At 60.1% G+C, this 15936-nt stretch carries 13 protein-coding genes; 8 read left to right on the plus strand and 5 right to left on the minus strand.

All coding sequences use genetic code 11. The features are described from left to right. The first annotated feature begins 21 nt into the window (after positions 1-21). From polA to Q0601_RS00455, 3 genes are all read left to right on the plus strand, one after another. The gene (gene polA, locus Q0601_RS00445) at positions 22-2823 is read left to right on the plus strand and encodes a DNA polymerase I (protein WP_305285952.1); all 2802 of its coding nucleotides are present in this window, start codon (positions 22-24) and stop codon (positions 2821-2823) included. Positions 2824-2835: 12 nt separating this feature from the next. Further along, on the plus strand, positions 2836-3771 hold the full coding sequence (locus Q0601_RS00450; protein ID WP_305285954.1) for a cation diffusion facilitator family transporter: 936 nt from the start codon (positions 2836-2838) through the stop codon (positions 3769-3771). A gap of 106 nt (positions 3772-3877) precedes the next feature. Further along, positions 3878-4294 carry a DUF3597 domain-containing protein gene (locus Q0601_RS00455; protein WP_305285957.1) on the plus strand — a complete coding sequence of 139 codons (417 nt, stop codon included), beginning with the start codon at positions 3878-3880 and terminating at the stop codon, positions 4292-4294. A gap of 77 nt (positions 4295-4371) precedes the next feature. Here the strand turns inward: Q0601_RS00455 and miaB are convergent, their stop codons facing one another. Further along, complete coding sequence (gene miaB / locus Q0601_RS00460) at positions 4372-5724, minus strand: tRNA (N6-isopentenyl adenosine(37)-C2)-methylthiotransferase MiaB (RefSeq protein ID WP_305285959.1); 1353 nt, start codon at positions 5722-5724, stop codon at positions 4372-4374. Positions 5725-5784: 60 nt separating this feature from the next. Here miaB and Q0601_RS00465 point away from each other — a divergent pair, with 60 nt between their 5' ends. Beyond that, complete coding sequence (locus tag Q0601_RS00465; RefSeq protein ID WP_305285961.1) at positions 5785-6114, plus strand: TfoX/Sxy family protein; 330 nt, start codon at positions 5785-5787, stop codon at positions 6112-6114. Positions 6115-6153: 39 nt separating this feature from the next. Here the strand turns inward: Q0601_RS00465 and Q0601_RS00470 are convergent, their stop codons facing one another. Then, on the minus strand, positions 6154-7455 hold the full coding sequence (locus Q0601_RS00470) for an NCS2 family permease (RefSeq protein WP_305285964.1): 1302 nt from the start codon (positions 7453-7455) through the stop codon (positions 6154-6156). Positions 7456-7675: 220 nt separating this feature from the next. Between Q0601_RS00470 and puuE the strand changes: the two genes are divergently transcribed. After that, positions 7676-9079 (plus strand): allantoinase PuuE, encoded by a 1404-nt coding sequence (gene puuE / locus Q0601_RS00475; protein ID WP_305285966.1) that lies wholly within the window; start codon positions 7676-7678, stop codon positions 9077-9079. Next, the gene (locus tag Q0601_RS00480) at positions 9076-9966 is read left to right on the plus strand and encodes a bifunctional allantoicase/(S)-ureidoglycine aminohydrolase (RefSeq protein WP_305285968.1); all 891 of its coding nucleotides are present in this window, start codon (positions 9076-9078) and stop codon (positions 9964-9966) included. The genes puuE and Q0601_RS00480 overlap by 4 nt, the downstream gene beginning before the upstream one ends. 9 nt (positions 9967-9975) lie before the next feature. Here the strand turns inward: Q0601_RS00480 and Q0601_RS00485 are convergent, their stop codons facing one another. Continuing rightward, a complete protein-coding gene (locus Q0601_RS00485; protein WP_305285970.1) occupies positions 9976-10473 on the minus strand; it encodes a DUF2569 domain-containing protein in 498 nt (165 codons plus the stop codon). 103 nt (positions 10474-10576) lie between these two features. After that, the gene (locus tag Q0601_RS00490) at positions 10577-11485 is read right to left on the minus strand and encodes a DMT family transporter (RefSeq protein WP_305285972.1); all 909 of its coding nucleotides are present in this window, start codon (positions 11483-11485) and stop codon (positions 10577-10579) included. Between the two features lie 178 nt (positions 11486-11663). Between Q0601_RS00490 and Q0601_RS00495 the strand changes: the two genes are divergently transcribed. Beyond that, positions 11664-12797: a GNAT family N-acetyltransferase gene (locus tag Q0601_RS00495; RefSeq protein ID WP_305285974.1), complete on the plus strand. Its 1134-nt coding sequence runs from the start codon at positions 11664-11666 to the stop codon at positions 12795-12797. A gap of 152 nt (positions 12798-12949) precedes the next feature. Here the strand turns inward: Q0601_RS00495 and Q0601_RS00500 are convergent, their stop codons facing one another. Continuing rightward, positions 12950-14833, minus strand: a complete 1884-nt coding sequence (locus Q0601_RS00500; protein ID WP_305285976.1) for an acyl-CoA synthetase — start codon at positions 14831-14833, stop codon at positions 12950-12952. A gap of 267 nt (positions 14834-15100) precedes the next feature. On the opposite strand from Q0601_RS00500, the gene Q0601_RS00505 reads away from it, so the two are divergent. Further along, positions 15101-15913, plus strand: a complete 813-nt coding sequence (locus Q0601_RS00505) for an aminoglycoside phosphotransferase family protein (RefSeq protein ID WP_305285978.1) — start codon at positions 15101-15103, stop codon at positions 15911-15913. The last annotated feature ends 23 nt before the right edge of the window (positions 15914-15936 follow it).

Genomic DNA, 15936 nt, shown 5'->3' on the forward strand with positions numbered 1-15936 from the left:
AACAGCGCGAAAGGATGACCCATGACTTCGACCGGCTTCGGCAAAGGCTGCCATCTTCACCTGATCGACGGATCGGCATTCATTTTTCGCGCCTATCACGCGCTTCCACCGCTGACCCGGAAATCCGACGGGCTGCCGATCGGGGCGGTGGCGGGTTTCTGCAATATGCTGTGGAAATATATCAGCGGTCAGAACGGCAGTAACGCGCCAACTCATGTCGCGGTGATCTTCGATCATTCCTCGAAAACCTTTCGCAATGATATTTATCCGGAATACAAGGCCAATCGCCCCGAACTGCCCGAGGATCTGCGCCCGCAATTCCCCCTGACCCGCGAGGCGACGCGCGCCTTCAATGTCGCCTGCATCGAGACGGAAGGGTTCGAGGCCGATGATATTATCGCGACGCTGGCCTGTCAGGCCCGCGATGCGGGTGGGGCGGTCACGATTGTCAGCAGTGACAAGGATCTGATGCAGCTTGTCGGGCAGGGCGTGAACATGCTTGACCCGATCAAGAACAAGGCCATCGGTCCGGATGAGGTGGTCGAGAAATTTGGCGTTGGCCCCGACCGCGTGGTGGATGTGCAGGCGTTGGCCGGGGATTCGGTCGATAACGTGCCCGGCGCACCGGGAATCGGGGTGAAAACCGCCGCTTTGCTGATCAATGAATACGGAGATCTTGAAGCCCTGCTGGAACGGGCCGGAGAGATCAGGCAACCCAAGCGCCGCCAGACCCTGATCGATTTTGCCGAACAGATTCGCATCTCGAAAAAGCTGGTGCAACTGGATTGCCAGACGCCGCTGGATTTCTCATTGGGAAGCCTGGAGGTGCGCGATCCTGAATCCGAAGCGCTGCTGGACTTTCTGAGCCGGATGGAATTCCGGACACTGACCGCCCGCGTGGCCGAGACACTTGGGGTCGAGGCCCCTGCGGTGGTCTCTGCCCCGGCAAGCATCGCCCCTGCCGCGCCGGATATGCCGGCGATGGGCGCGAATGGCTACCAGACCCTGTCCGACCTTGCCGCCCTTGAGGCATGGATCGATGACATCCGCGAGACCGGGCATGTCGCCATCGACACCGAAACTACCGGGCTTGACGAAATGCAGGCCGGGCTTGTCGGCATCTCGCTTGCCGTTCGCCCGGGCGATGCCTGTTATATCCCGCTGGCCCATGTCGAGGGCGAGGGGGACCTGTTCGGCAGCGGCGACCGGTTGCCGGGACAACTTGAGACCGCCGAGGTGCTGGAGGCGTTAAAGCCCGTTCTGGAGGATCCGGCGATCCTGAAGATTGGCCAGAACGTCAAATATGACTGGAAGATCCTCGCTCGTCACGGAATCAGCATGGCGCCGGTCACGGATACGATGCTGATGTCCTATGCATTGAATGCGGGGACCCATAACCACGGTATGGATGAGTTGGCCGAACGTTATCTTGGCCATAAATGCATCCCCATCAAGGAATTGATCGGTTCGGGAAAGGCCCAGATCGGCTTTGCTCAGGTCGCCATCGACAAGGCCGCCCCCTATGCTGCCGAGGATGCCGAGGTAACGCTGCGTCTGTGGCAGCATTTCGCGCCGCTATTGTCCAGCGAGCGGGTGACGACCGCTTACGAAACGCTGGAGCGTCCGATGATCCCGGTTCTGGCCGGTATGGAAATGGCCGGAGTGAAGGTCAATGGCGATACGCTGAAGCGCATGTCGAATGCCTTTGCACAGAAGATGGCGCAGCTCGAGGAAGAGATTCATCAGCTTGCGGGCGAAAAGTTCAATGTCGGCAGCCCCAAGCAACTGGGAGAGATTCTGTTCGACAAGATGAGTCTGTCGGGTGGCAAGCAGGGCAAGACCGGGGCTTATTCCACCAGTGCCGATGTGCTGGAAGATTTGGCGGCGGAAGGTCATGACTTGCCTGCGCGGATCCTGGACTGGCGGCAGGTCGCCAAGCTGAAATCGACCTATACCGATGCGCTTCAATCCCATGTGAACCCGGATACAGGCCGGGTCCATACCAGCTATTCCATCGCCGGGGCGCAGACCGGGCGGCTGGCCTCGACCGACCCCAACCTGCAGAATATTCCGGTGCGCAGCGATGAAGGCCGCCGTATCCGCGAGGCTTTCGTAGCGACGCCGGGGCATCGTCTGGTCAGTCTGGATTACAGCCAGATCGAATTGAGGATACTCGCCAATGTCGCGGATATTCCGGCGCTGAAACAGGCATTCAGGGACGGGATAGACATTCACGCCATGACCGCCAGCCAGATGTTCCATGTGCCGGTCGAGGGAATGGATCCGATGGTGCGCCGTCAGGCCAAGGCGATCAATTTCGGCGTGATTTACGGCATTTCCGGCTATGGCCTGTCGCGCAATCTGCGGATCCCCCGGGCCGAAGCGCAGGCCTTCATCAATACCTATTTCGAACGCTTCCCCGAGATTCGCGTCTATATGGACAAGACCGTGGCGGACGCGAAAGAACATGGTTTCGTTCGCACTCTGTTCGGGCGGCGGATCAACACACCCGGAATCAATGCCTCTGGTCCGGCTGCGGGAGGCGCGCGGCGCGCGGCGATCAATGCGCCGATTCAGGGTGCGGCGGCGGATATCATTCGCAGGGCAATGATCCGGATGCATGCGGCGATCCGTCATCTGCCCGCGAAGATGCTGTTGCAGGTTCATGACGAACTGGTTTTCGAGGTCGAGGAAAGCGCAGCGGAAGATCTCATAGCTGCCGCGCGTCAGGTCATGGAAGCTGCTGCTGAACCTGCCGTCAAACTTTCGGTGCCGCTGGTTGTGGATGCGGGTATCGGGGAAAACTGGGCCGAAGCGCATTGACGGGATTGGGTGATGGGACATTCCCACGGGCACGGATATTCGCACGATCATGCGCATGGGCATCACCATCATCACGGTGACCATGCGATCGGCTGGGCTGTGGTCGTCAATCTGCTTCTGACGGCGGCGCAGATCATCGGCGGATTGCTGGCCGGATCCACGGCGCTGATCGCGGACGGGGTGCATAACCTTTCCGACGCATTGGCGCTGGTGCTTGCCTTTGGCGCGCGGCGATTGGCGCGGCGCGATGCTTCGCCCGACATGAGCTTTGGCTGGGGCCGGGCAGAGGTGGTGGCGGCTTTTGTCAATTACCTTGCACTGATCGCCATCTCGGTATGGCTGGCCATCGAGGCAATCGGGCGTCTTTTCAATCCACCCGAGGTCGCAGGTGGGGTGGTCATGGGATTGGCGGCATTTGCCTTGATCATCGATCTGGGGACAGCGGCGCTGGTGTACCGGCTGTCCAAGGACAGTGTGAATATCCGGGCGGCATTCATGCATAATCTGGCCGATGCCGCGGTATCGGTGGCGGTGATTATCGGCGGGCTGCTGATCTGGGCCTTTGGCTGGAATCTGGCCGATCCGATCCTGACGCTGGCGATCTCGGGTGCGATCCTGTGGCATATCCTGCCGGATCTTGGACCCGTGCTCCGTATGCTGATGCTGGGCGCTCCGCCGGGAAGCGATCCGGAAGCCGCGATCGAGGCATTGCGGAATCTGCCCGGGGTGCGCGACGCTCATCACCTGCATTTGTGGCAGATCGATGAGCGGAGGAATGCGGTCTCGGTGCATCTGGTGGTTGAATCCGACGACTATTCCAGGGCGATTCACGCTGCGAAAGACATGCTGCACCGGGATTTCGGCATAGCCCATGCAACGATCGAGGTCGAGCCGCCCGGCGCCTGCGCGGATGAGGTTGCGGCACCCGCGAAGAGTTCTTTGCGATAAACCGCTGGCATCGGGAACCATTAATCACGATCCGGCGTTAACCTGCGTTATCTTACTCACGCCGCCGTGAGCGGCAGGCATCAATCTTGGATGAATCGAGGGGACTATGGGCATTTTCGATAAAATCAAAGGCGCAATCTGGGGCGAAGCCGAAGCGGCAGAAGCCGATCCTGCGACCCGGCCCGCCACCGAACCCGCTGCCAAGGCTCCGGCAGGCGCTCCGGCAGACAAGGCACCCGAAGCCGCGAAAGCGCCACAATCATCCGGTGCTGCGGTCGATGTTGCGGCAGTGCTTGACGGAGCGGTGCAAAAATCCGGGCAGACGCTGAACTGGCGGAGTTCGATCGTCGATCTGATGAAAGCACTCGGTCTGGACAGCAGCCTTGATCACCGCAAGGAGTTGGCGCAGGAACTGGGGTATACCGGCGAACTGAACGGTTCGGCAGAGATGAATACCTGGCTGCACAAGCAGGTGATCCAGAAGCTGAAAGAGAATGGCGGCAAAGTGCCTGCCGATCTCTGAATCCGGACGCATCCGGGTTACAGGGCCGCATCTTCGGGTGCGGCCTTTTTTAATGCGATGTTTGATTGTCCGCTGCTTCAGGCCGCCAGTTCGCCGCGCAAGGAGTTGGTTGCACTCTCGACGATCCGGACCTGCGCAAGATCGCCGATCTGCACATCGCCCGTATCCACGAAGACCGAATGCAGATAATCGGATTTTCCGATCATCTGACCGGGGATGCGCCCCGGTTTCTCGAACAGGACACCAAGCGTCCGGCCGACCATATCCTGTTGCGCGGCCTTTTGTTGCCGGGTCAGAAGCGCCTGCAATTCCTGCAAACGGGCGTCCGCGACTTTGCTGTCGATCTCTTCGCGCTCATAGGCAGGGGTGCCGGGGCGAGGCGAGTATTTGAAGCTGAAAGCGGTGCCGAAACCGACGTCTTCGATCAGGCGCATTGTATCGGCATGATCCTGGTCGGTTTCGCCGGGGAAGCCGACGATGAAATCGCTGGTCAGCATGATGTCGGGGCGGGCTTCGCGGATCCGCTCGATCAGGCGCAGATATTCCGCAGCGGTGTGTTTGCGGTTCATCGCCTTGAGGATGCGGTCGCTGCCCGATTGGACCGGCAGATGCAGATAGGGCATCAATTGCGGCACGTCGCGATGCGCCTCGATCAGGTCATCGGCCATGTCATTGGGATGGCTGGTGGTATAGCGGATACGGTCCAGCCCGTCGATCTCACCCAATGCCCGGATCAGACGGCCAAAGCCCCATTCGCGGCCATCCTCGCCCTTGCCGTGCCAGCCATTCACATTCTGCCCCAAAAGCGTGATTTCACGCACGCCCCGTGACACCAGATCCCGCGCCTCGCTCAGGATACGCTGAACGGGGCGACTGACCTCGGCGCCGCGCGTATAGGGGACCACGCAGAAGGCGCAGAACTTGTCGCAGCCTTCCTGCACGGTCAGAAAAGCGGCAGGGGCGCGGCGGGTGGCACGGTTTTTCGGCAGATGATCGAATTTATCCTCTTCCGGGAAATCGGTAAGGATCCGGGGCGCTTCACCGCGCAGCATCTGCGGCAGGCGGTGATAGGTCTGCGGCCCGACGACCAGATCGACAATGGGCATGCGGCGCACGATTTCTTCGCCCTCGGCCTGCGCGACGCAGCCCGCCACGCCGATCTTCAGGTCCGGCTTTTCGGCCTTGAAGGGTTTCAGCCGTCCCAGATCGGAATAAAGCTTCTCTGCCGCCTTTTCCCGGATATGGCAGGTATTCAGCAGAACCATGTCGGCTTCGGCCTGATCCTCGGTCAGGACATAGCCTTCGCTGCCCATGGCCTCGGCCATGCGTTGGCTGTCGTAAACGTTCATCTGGCAGCCATAGGTCTTGATGAAGAGCTTTTTGGCCGCAGTTACGGTTTCCGGGGCGGTTTTGCTGGCGTTATCACTCATGCCGTGCTGTCCTTGAGGTTCCGGGGCTGATACAGGAAATCATAAGTTTTGGAAAGACGGATGACGGGCGATCTGACCAATATTCCCAATATCGGCCCTGCCACCGCGCGGGCCCTGATCGCCGCCGGGGTGCCGGATGAGGCGTATCTGCGTGAAATAGGCGCGGATGCGGCCTATCGCGCCTTGCTGCTGAACGGAGAACGGCCGCATTTCATCGGCTATTACGTGCTGCATATGGGGTTGCAGGGGCGACCGTGGAACGATTGCCGGGGCGATGAGAAGATCGCGCTGCGCGAACGATTTGACGCTTTGGTTGCGGAAATACGGGGCGCAGCCCTGTCGGGCATCGAAGCCGAGCTTGACGCGATCGGATTGCCGCGCGGCAAATGACCCGGGGGCAGGGCGCCCCCGGCTTTTTCGTACGCGTGCTCAGCCTTCGGGGAAGAAGGCAAAGCGGATCACGAACAATGCCGCCACCAGCCATGTCGCCGGATGCACCTGATGCGCCTTGCCCGTCAGCAGCTTCAGCACCGCATAGCTGATAAAGCCGAAGGCCAGACCATTGGCGATCGAATAGGTGAAGGGCATTGCGATGGCGGTCAAAACGGCGGGCGCGGCTTCGGTCACATCGTCGAAATCGACCTCGCGCAGTTCCCTCACCATCAGCGTTGCCACATAAAGCAGGGCAGGCGCCGTCGCATAGGCGGGCACCGATCCGGCCAGCGGCGCGAAGAACATCGCCAGCAGGAACAGGACCGCGACGACGAGGGCCGTCAATCCGGTCCGCCCCCCTGCCTGTACGCCCGAGGCGCTTTCGACATAGGCCGTGGTCGAGGATGTCCCCAGCACGGAACCGGCCAGGATTGCCGATGAATCCGCCATCAGGGCGCGGCCAAGGTTCTTGTTCTCATGCGCGGGCTCGTCTTTCATCAACCCGGCGCGTTTTGCCACGCCGATCAACGTGCCGGTTGCGTCGAAAACCTCGACAAGGATCATGACAAGGATGACATGGAAGATGCCGAAGCTGAGCGCCCCCATCAGATCCAGCTGAAAGAAGGTCGGGGCAATGGACGGCGGCATGGACATGATGCCCCCGAATTCGCTGACGCCCAGCAGGATTGCGGCAAGCGTCACGACCAGGATCCCGATCAGGATCGAGCCGGGCACTTTCAGTGCATCAAGCGCGGCGATGATGAAGAAACCGATGATGGCAAGAAGCGTCCCGGTCTCGGTCATATTGCCCAGCGCGACGAAGGTCGCGTCATTCGCGACAATGATCCCCGAGGATTTCATGGCGATGATGGCCAGAAACAGCCCGATGCCCGCCGCGATACCGCTGCGCATCGAGATCGGAATTCCCGAAATCAGCCAGCTTCGGATTCCCGTAACGGTCAGGATCAGAAAGATCACGCCGCTGATGAAGACCGCGCCAAGCGCCTCTTGCCATGTGAACCCCATCGCGCCCACGACGGTAAAGGCGAAGAATGCGTTCAACCCCATCCCGGGCGCCATGCCGATCGGCCAGTTCGCCAGCAATCCCATGATCGCCGAGCCAAGCGCGGCGGCAAGGCAGGTGGCGACGAAGACCGCATTCCTGTCCATGCCGGTCGAGGACAGGATGTCGGGGTTGACGAAGATGATATAGGCCATCGTCAGGAATGTGGTCAGACCGGCGATCACCTCGGTCCTGACATTGCTGCCATGTTCTGACAGCTTGAAGTAGCGTTCCATGAATTCTCCCTCCGCGCGGCGTTTCTGCCGCCATGCCTTTGCTTAAGGGCATGGCGCTTGCCGTTACAATCTGCCGGAAAGCGGAAGTCTTTCAACGATGAATTGAAACCACCTGCGATCTTTGTCGATTCATTGATACAGAATTCTGGCTTTGCCCGCTTGTCCGGCAGCGGCCGAAGCTGTTTGCTGGGGCCGGAGCAGCAACCGAAGGACAGGCAAGATGCGCTACAGCCGCGACATGCGAGGATATGGCGAAAAAACTCCGGATCCGCAATGGCCCGGCGGCGCGAAGATCGCCGTTCAGATCGTAGTGAATTACGAGGAGGGCGGCGAGAACAGCATCGAGCATGGCGATGCCGCCTCGGAAGGATTCCTGTCCGAGATCGTGGGCGCGCAGCCTTGGCCCGGCCAGCGTCACTGGAATATGGAAACGATCTATGATTACGGCGCACGCGCGGGATTCTGGCGGTTGCACCGTATTCTGCGCGACATTCCTGTCACCGTTTACGGCGTGGCGACGGCGCTTCAGCGTAGTCCGGAACAGGCCCGTGCGATGATGGATGCCGGATGGGAAATGGCGACCCATGGCTATAAATGGATCGAATACAAGGATGTGCCCCGCGAAACTGAGGAACAGCATATCGCCGAAGCGATCCGTATTCATACCGAAGTGACGGGCAGCCGTCCGTTGGGATTCTATCAGGGACGCGCATCGGTCAACACGGTGCCGCTTGGCTGCGAAGAGGGCGGCTTTGAATATCTGGCGGATACCTATGCCGATGAACTGCCCTTCTGGCATATTCATAATGACCGCCCGCAATTGATGGTGCCCTATACGCTGGATGCCAATGACATGCGCTTTGCCAATGGCGGTTTCACCAATGGCGAGGAATTCTTTCTTTATCTGCGCGACGCTTTCGACAATCTTTACCGCGAAGGATGTGAAGGTGCGCCGAAGATGCTGTCCATCGGGCTGCATTGCCGTCTGGCTGGCCGCCCGGCCCGGGCCGAGGCCGTGCGCCGTTTCATCGAACATGCCCGCGCACATGAGGGTGTGTGGTTCGCCACCCGTCTGGATATCGCGCGGCATTGGAAAGAGGTGCATCCCTACACAAAGATTTTGCGGCCCTCGCGGATGGAACGTGAGGATTTCATCAAGACATTCGGTGGCATTTACGAACATTCGCCCTTCATCGCGGAACGGGTCTGGGATGGTGAGATGGGCGCGGTCCATGATTGCACAGAAGGGCTTGCCGCAAGGATGGCGCAGATCTTCCGCTCTGCCTCGGACTCAGAGCGGTTGGGTGTTCTGACCGCTCACCCGGATCTGGCGGGCAAACTGGCTGCTGCCAAACGGCTGACCGCCGAAAGCACAGCCGAGCAGGCAAGCGCCGGGCTGGACGCACTGACCGATGCCGAGCATTCCGAGTTCACCCGCTTGAACGAGCTATATACCGGAAAGCATGGCTTCCCGTTCATCATCGCCGTGCGCGATCACGACAAGGCGGGCATTCTTGCCGCCATGAAATCGCGGGTTGAAAACGATACCCCGAATGAGCGTGTTGAGGCCGAACGGCAGGTCATGCGCATCGCTGAATTACGGCTGAAGGAAGTTCTGAAATGACCGATCTGCCCCTCGAAGGAGCCCCCTCTGGCAACCCGGCGAAACCGCCACAAGAGCAACTGGCGGGCCCCTATGCCGGACCGGTTGCCGGCCTGCCGCCGCAGAGCGGTCTGACCACCGACACGGCAGTTTTCACCGATGCCTATGCAATCGTCCCGCGCTCCGTGATGCGCGATATCGTCACCAGCTATCTGCCCGGCTGGACAGGGATGCGCATGTGGGTTCTGGCCCGCCCGCTTTCGGGGTTCGCCGAGACCTTCAGCCAGTATATCGTGGAACTGGCCGAAGGCGGTGGCAGCGATCAGCCCGATGACGATCCCGAGGTGCAGCACGCGCTGTTCGTCACCGGCGGAGAAATCTGCGTGACGATCGACGGCACCGATCACCTGCTGACGCCCGGCGGCTTCGCCTATATCCCTCCGGGCATGCCATGGCAGGTGCATAACCGCGCGTCCGGCAATGCCGGCTTTCACTGGTGGCGCAAACGCTGGCAGCCCTGCAATGGCGTCGACCGGCCCGATCCCATCGTCACGCAAGAGCAGGACATCCCGCCCTCGCCCATGCCCGATACGGCTGGCGCATGGGCCACGACGCGGTTCATGGATCCGACCGATCTGCGCCATGACATGCATATCACCATCGTCACGCTGCAGCCCGGCGGCTCGATCCCCTTTGCCGAGACCCATGTGATGGAACATGGCCTGTTCGTGCTGGAGGGCAAGGCCGTCTATCGCCTGAACCGCGACTGGGCCGAGGTCGGCCCGGGTGATTTCATGTGGCTGCGCGCCTTCTGCCCGCAGGCCTGTTATGCCGGCGGCCCGGGTCGGTTCCGCTATCTTCTATACAAGGACGTCAACCGCCACGCCGCCCTCTGGCAGAACCGATGAAAGACGCGTTCAGGTGAAAATCTGCCGGGTTTCCTCGGCATCGGTTTGCCTGAACGTGTTGGCAACCCGTTTCGAAACGCGGAAATAGGGAATCCAGATGAATAATCCGATTACCGCGCCGGACAGGCTGTAAATCATGGTCGAAGCCTCTGACGGCGTGATGGCGCGGGTTGCAAGATATTCCACCACGGCAACCACCACTCCGAACAGGTAATAGCCGATCATCCAGTTGGGTGTCCGTGAAGAGCGGGTCAGCATGAGATAAAGGCAAAATAATGCCAGCGCGAATGCCAGGAGCCCGATCGCAAGCGAAGCGATCACGGGCAGGCGTAAATACAAGAGCGAGGGCTCGTTACCCTGGATGATCGCGCCGATACTGTCCCATTGCATGAATGCCTGAACCAGATTGAAGCCAGTCGACGCCGCTGCCGCAATAAGACCCAACAGCGGCAATATCAGCCATCCTCCGATACCCGAGGGGCCATTCGGATCGTATGTCGGGGGCATGGGATAACCTCGCGCTCGTGATCTTTATCGGGAATATTCCAGATTATTTTACGAATGGTAAATATCTTTACGATCCTGATCCGAAAATCCGGCAGGATCGGCGTTATCCTTTGGTCGCGTTGACCGGAGGTGTCTTCGTTCTTGCGCGGATCCGGGCCTCGCGCCAGGTGATATAGGAGATGGCGCCGATCATCAGCCCGCCGCCCAGAATGACCCATTCGTCCAGCGGTTCATGGAAGATGAACACACCGACCATGCTTGCCCAGATCAGTTGCAGGAAGGTCACCGGCTGCGTCACGGTCATCGGTGCGGCGGCGAACGCGCGGGTCATGGCGTAATGCCCGCATGTGCCGAACAGGGCGACCAGTCCCAGCCAGCCAAGCTGGCCGAGGGTCGGGGGCACCCAGACGATGATCGTCAGCGGGATAAGCCCGATCATGCAAGTCAGCGACAACATCGCCACAACCGCCGCCGGAGAGATCATGGCCGTCAGGCGTTTGGCCAGCAGATAAGAGCCGCCGAACATCACGGCGGCGCCCAGTTGCGACAGATGCCCGGGATCCAGCTCGCGAATTCCCGGACGCAGCACGATAACCGCGCCCAGCAAGGCAACGCCGATGGCGGCAATGCGACGGGCCGCGAGTTTTTCGCCCAGAAAAAGCGCCGCGCCGACAGTCACCATGATCGGGTTGAGAAAGCCGATTGCGGTTACTTCTGCGACGGTTATCCGTGCCATGGCATAAAACCATGCGATGACCGCCAGGACATGCAATAGACCTCGCAAGGCAAAAAGCCGCCAGAGACTGGCGGAAAAGCCCTGCCTCAGAGCGGGTAACAGCGCAGGAAGCAGGAAAGCCGTACCATAGACGAAACGGATGAATGCCGCCTGAGGCGCCGGCAGCGCGCCCTCCAGACCACGCACGATGGCATTGACGGCCACGAAACAAAAACCGGTCAACAGCATCCAGCCAATGCCGATCGCATCCCGGCGTGTTTCAAGGTCGATTTGCATGATCTGCAACTCTGCGTTTTCGACAGGAATTGCAAGGTAAATCTATGCGCTCTTCTGCTATGTCGCGATGTCGGGGCGCATGTTGTGGCGGATATGCCGAAGCCCTTATTTGGTGCTGTGCGTTCTGTTTTGTCGCTCAGGCACTGACATTCGCCACGCGAGGACATAGATTTCCGGCATGAGCACATCTTTCACCCTGACCACCCATGCCGCCATCGCCGAAATCCCGGCTGAAACCTGGGACCGGCTGGGCGGAAGCAACCCTTTCACGACGCATCGTTTCCTTGACGCTCTTGAGCGCTCGGGCTCTGTCGGCCCCGGCACCGGCTGGCAGCCTTTGCATCTGACCGTCGAATGCGCGGGTGAGATTGTCGGGGCTGCGCCTCTTTACGCGAAGTCGCATAGTCAGGGCGAATATATCTTCGACCACGCATGGGCACAGGCCTATATGCGCGCCGGCGGGCGATACTATCCCAAGCTGCAATGCGCCACCCCCTTTACCCCGGTCAGCGGGCCGCGCCTGCTGGCCTCTGATTCCGAGGTGAAGCGGGCGCTTCTGGCGGGCATGATGCAGATCGCGGAGCGGGCCGGGTGTTCCGGCGTGCACGTAACCTTCTGCGACGAGGATGAGGTGACCTTGGGGGAGACCGCAGGCTATCTGCCGCGCGTCACCCAGCAGTTTCACTGGTTCAATCGCGGCTATGCCAGTTTCGACGCGTTTCTGACGGAATTGTCATCGCGGAAGCGAAAGGCGATCCGCAAGGAACGCGCACGGGCGCAGGCATTCGGCGGCGATATCGTCCAACTGACCGGGGATCGGCTGGAACCGCGGCACTGGGATGCTTTCTGGAACTTCTATCAGGACACGGGTAGCCGCAAATGGGGGCAGCCCTATCTGACCCGCGCCTTTTTCGACCATATTCAGGACAGCATGCGGGACGATGTGCTGCTTGTTCTTGCCGAGCGGGACGGAGAACCCATTGCCGGGGCACTGAACTTCATCGGCCCTGACGCGATTTACGGCCGCTACTGGGGCTGTGTCGAGGATCACGCCTTCCTGCATTTCGAACTATGCTATCATCAGGCCATCGACTACGCGATCCTGCACGGTCTCACCCGCGTCGAGGCAGGGGCGCAGGGTGAGCATAAGCTGGCACGGGGCTATCTTCCCGCCGAAATCCATTCATTGCACTGGCTGCGCGACGAAGGCTTTCTGCGCGCGGTGGCCAGCTATCTCGATCAGGAGCGCGAAGCGATGGGGGAAGAGATAGAATTGCTGACGGATTGGGGGCCATTCCGGAAGAACGGCTAGCGGGTTCTGTTCTGACCGAAAGTATCGCCGAATGATCCTGATCCCGTGGCTATCGGGCTCTTCCTTCCGGCGGTCAGCCATATTGCGCCTTTTCTTCGTCACCCACATATCCGCGGGCTCCGGGGGCAGCGGCCGGCTTTACCCGATTGGATTCATACCCATTCCCAGGGCCGTGTATGTTCTCCAAGACGGCGTGCCACCTCGGCCTCATCCACGGTATCGCCGCGCGTCAGGCGCGCGACGAGGCCACGCTTCTTGTCGTCGATCACTTCGGCAACGCTGGCCCCGGTGCCGTCCAGAACTTCGTTGTAAATCCGAATGATCGCAAGCTTTCGCAGATCGGGCTTGAAGATCTTCCCGACCGCCGTTTTGGGGAGTTCGGGCAGGATTTCGATATATTTCGGAATCGCCGCACGTTCGTGGATATGTGCGCGTGCATGTTCCATCAACTCCTCGACCGTTACCGCGCTGCCGGAAACCAGTTCGACATAGGCGCAAGGCAGTTCGCCCGCGAAACTGTCGGGCTGGCCGATCGCGCCGGCAAAGGCAACGTCGGGATGGCTCAGCAATCCGTCCTCCAACTCGGCCGGGTCGATGTTATGGCCGCCGCGAATGATCAGATCCTTGGCCCGTCCGGTGATCCACAGATAACCATCCGGATCGATCCGCCCCAGATCGCCGGTGCGCAGATAGACATCCTCGGTGAACAGCCCGTGGTTCTTGTCGGCCTCGGTATAGGTCGAGCCGGGGATGACGCCGGGATTGGCGATGCAGATCTCGCCCACCTCATCGGTGGCGCATTCATGCACATTGCCCGCATCGTCATGGTTCAGAATGCGGACATGGGTATAGGGCAGGGGAATCCCGACAGAGCCGACCTTCTTCAGCCCGTCCACGGGATTGCAACTGACCAGACAGGTCGCCTCGGTCAGCCCGTAACCTTCGGCGATCTCGACCCCGGTGGCCTGCCGGAAGCGGTTATAAAGCTCTAGCGGCAACGGTGCCGAGCCGGAAATCGCGGTTTTCAGCGAAGAAACATCGGCATCGACTTTGCGCTGCATCAGAGCCGAAATGGCCGTTGGCACGGTGATCAGGAAGGTACAGCGCCAGCGTTCGATCAGTTTCCAGAAATTGTCGAATACGCCCTCGCCGCGATAGCCGGCCGGAGTCGGCATGATGACATGCGCCCCCGAGGCGATACAGGACATCAGGATCGGATAAGCGGCGAAGACATGAAACATCGGCAGCGGGCACATCAGCACATCGGTTTCATCAAAGAGCAGAGTGCCGCCCAGCCAGCCGTTATAGATCATGCCGGAATATTTATGCTGCGCCAGCTTGGGCATACCGGTGGTGCCGCCGGTATGAAAATAGGCGGCGACCCGGTCCTGCTGAACATCCTCGAAGCGCAGGGCGGTGCCGTCCTGCTTGTCGGCCGCGTCATTGAAATCCAGAATCTGCGCCTTGTGGACGGTTGTGACCTTTGGCCGGATCAAGGGAACGATGAAGCGCTTCAGCCCGGTCAGATGCCGGTTCAGATCCACCTCGAGGACATGAGTGATATTCGGCGCTTGCGCAACCGCCTGGGCGGTTTTCTGGGCGATGTCGGTCTTGGGGAACGCTTTTAGCGTAACCAGCACCTTGGCGTTGGTTTCCCGCAGGATACCGGCAATCTGCTCGGGATCGAGAAGCGGATTGATCGGATTGACGATCCCCGCCGTCGCCCCGGCCACCAGAATCACCGGTGTCTCGATACTGTTTGGCAGAAGATAGGCGACCGTGTCACCCGGCCCGACGCCCAGGCTGCGGAACAGATTGGCGGTCTGGGTGACGCGGGCGAGAAATTCGCGCCAGCTCAGCGTCGTGGCATGATCGTTCGCGCCCGAAAGAAGCTGAAAGCTGAGGGCGGGACGGGATGGGAAACGATGTGCGGTGTCTTTCAGAAACCCGTATAATGTTACAGGCAGATCCCGTCTGTCGAACGGCATTTCGGCTTCGACACGGTCGCGGTCTTCATAGCTGCTGAATCGGCCCATCGTTTCCCCCTCCTTCAAAGCCCATAGGGGGGCTTTGCTCATTGATTGCCAGAATGGGATAAACCAATGATCATCGGCAAGGGTTTACTCGGGTAACCGCATTGGAACGCCACGTCAAATCCCGGGAAACAGGTCATCTGCTCTGCCTTTGGATCATTTCCTGTGATGCGGGAGGGGGCAGCGCGCCGGTTTGCGCAGCCGGGCGTTTTATGAGATTGCCGCTGCAGGAAGGCAATTGCCCTTGATCGCCGGAGCCGGAGAGTACCCATGTTCGAACCTTATCTGGGTCATTGGGACCTTGTTCGCGACGGAAAGCCAGTCGTTACCCCGTCCGCTGCTTTGCTTCCGGTGCTGTGGCGCGACAAGCCAGCCATGCTTAAACTGACCTCCAACGAGGACGTTCGGCGAGGTGCCGCGCTGTTGGAGTGGTGGCGCGGGGAAGGCGCGGCCAAGGTTTTTGCAAGAGATCAGGCGGCCCTGCTTATGGAGCGGGCCGAAGCTTCGCGATCCTTGGCGGATATGGCTCGCGGTGGATATGACGATGAGGCCTGCCGTATTCTATGCGCGACCGCTGCAGACCTACATACCACACGTTCCGGGATTCTGCCGGATCTGGCACCTTTGGAATACTGGTTCCGCGACCTTGAACCTGCCGCCGTGAAATATGGCGGGATCCTTATGCGCTGTGCGGAAACTGCCCGATCGCTGCTTGCCGAGCCGCGCGAATGCGGGGTTCTTCATGGAGACCTGCACCATGATAATGTGCTTGATTTCGGGGCGCGTGGCTGGCTTGTCATTGATCCCCACGCTCTGTTTGGCGAGCGTGGTTTCGATTTCGCCAATATCTTCACCAATCCTGACCTGAGTGATCCAAGCCGCCCCGTCGCGCGTGAACCGGGCTGCTTCGCCCGCCGCCTGAACGTGGTCGCCGAAGCGGCAAAGCTGGATCGGCTGCGCCTGTTGCAATGGATCCTTGCATGGACTGGATTGTCGGCCGCCTGGTACCTGAATGACGATGATCCTATGGCAAAGATCGATCTGGATGTTGCGGAATTGGCGGCAGCAGAGCTTGATCGATGATTTGCAAAGGGGGGTGCGGATGC

It is taken from the genome of Paracoccus wurundjeri, from assembly GCF_030678915.1.
Lineage (GTDB): Bacteria > Pseudomonadota > Alphaproteobacteria > Rhodobacterales > Rhodobacteraceae > Paracoccus > Paracoccus onubensis_A.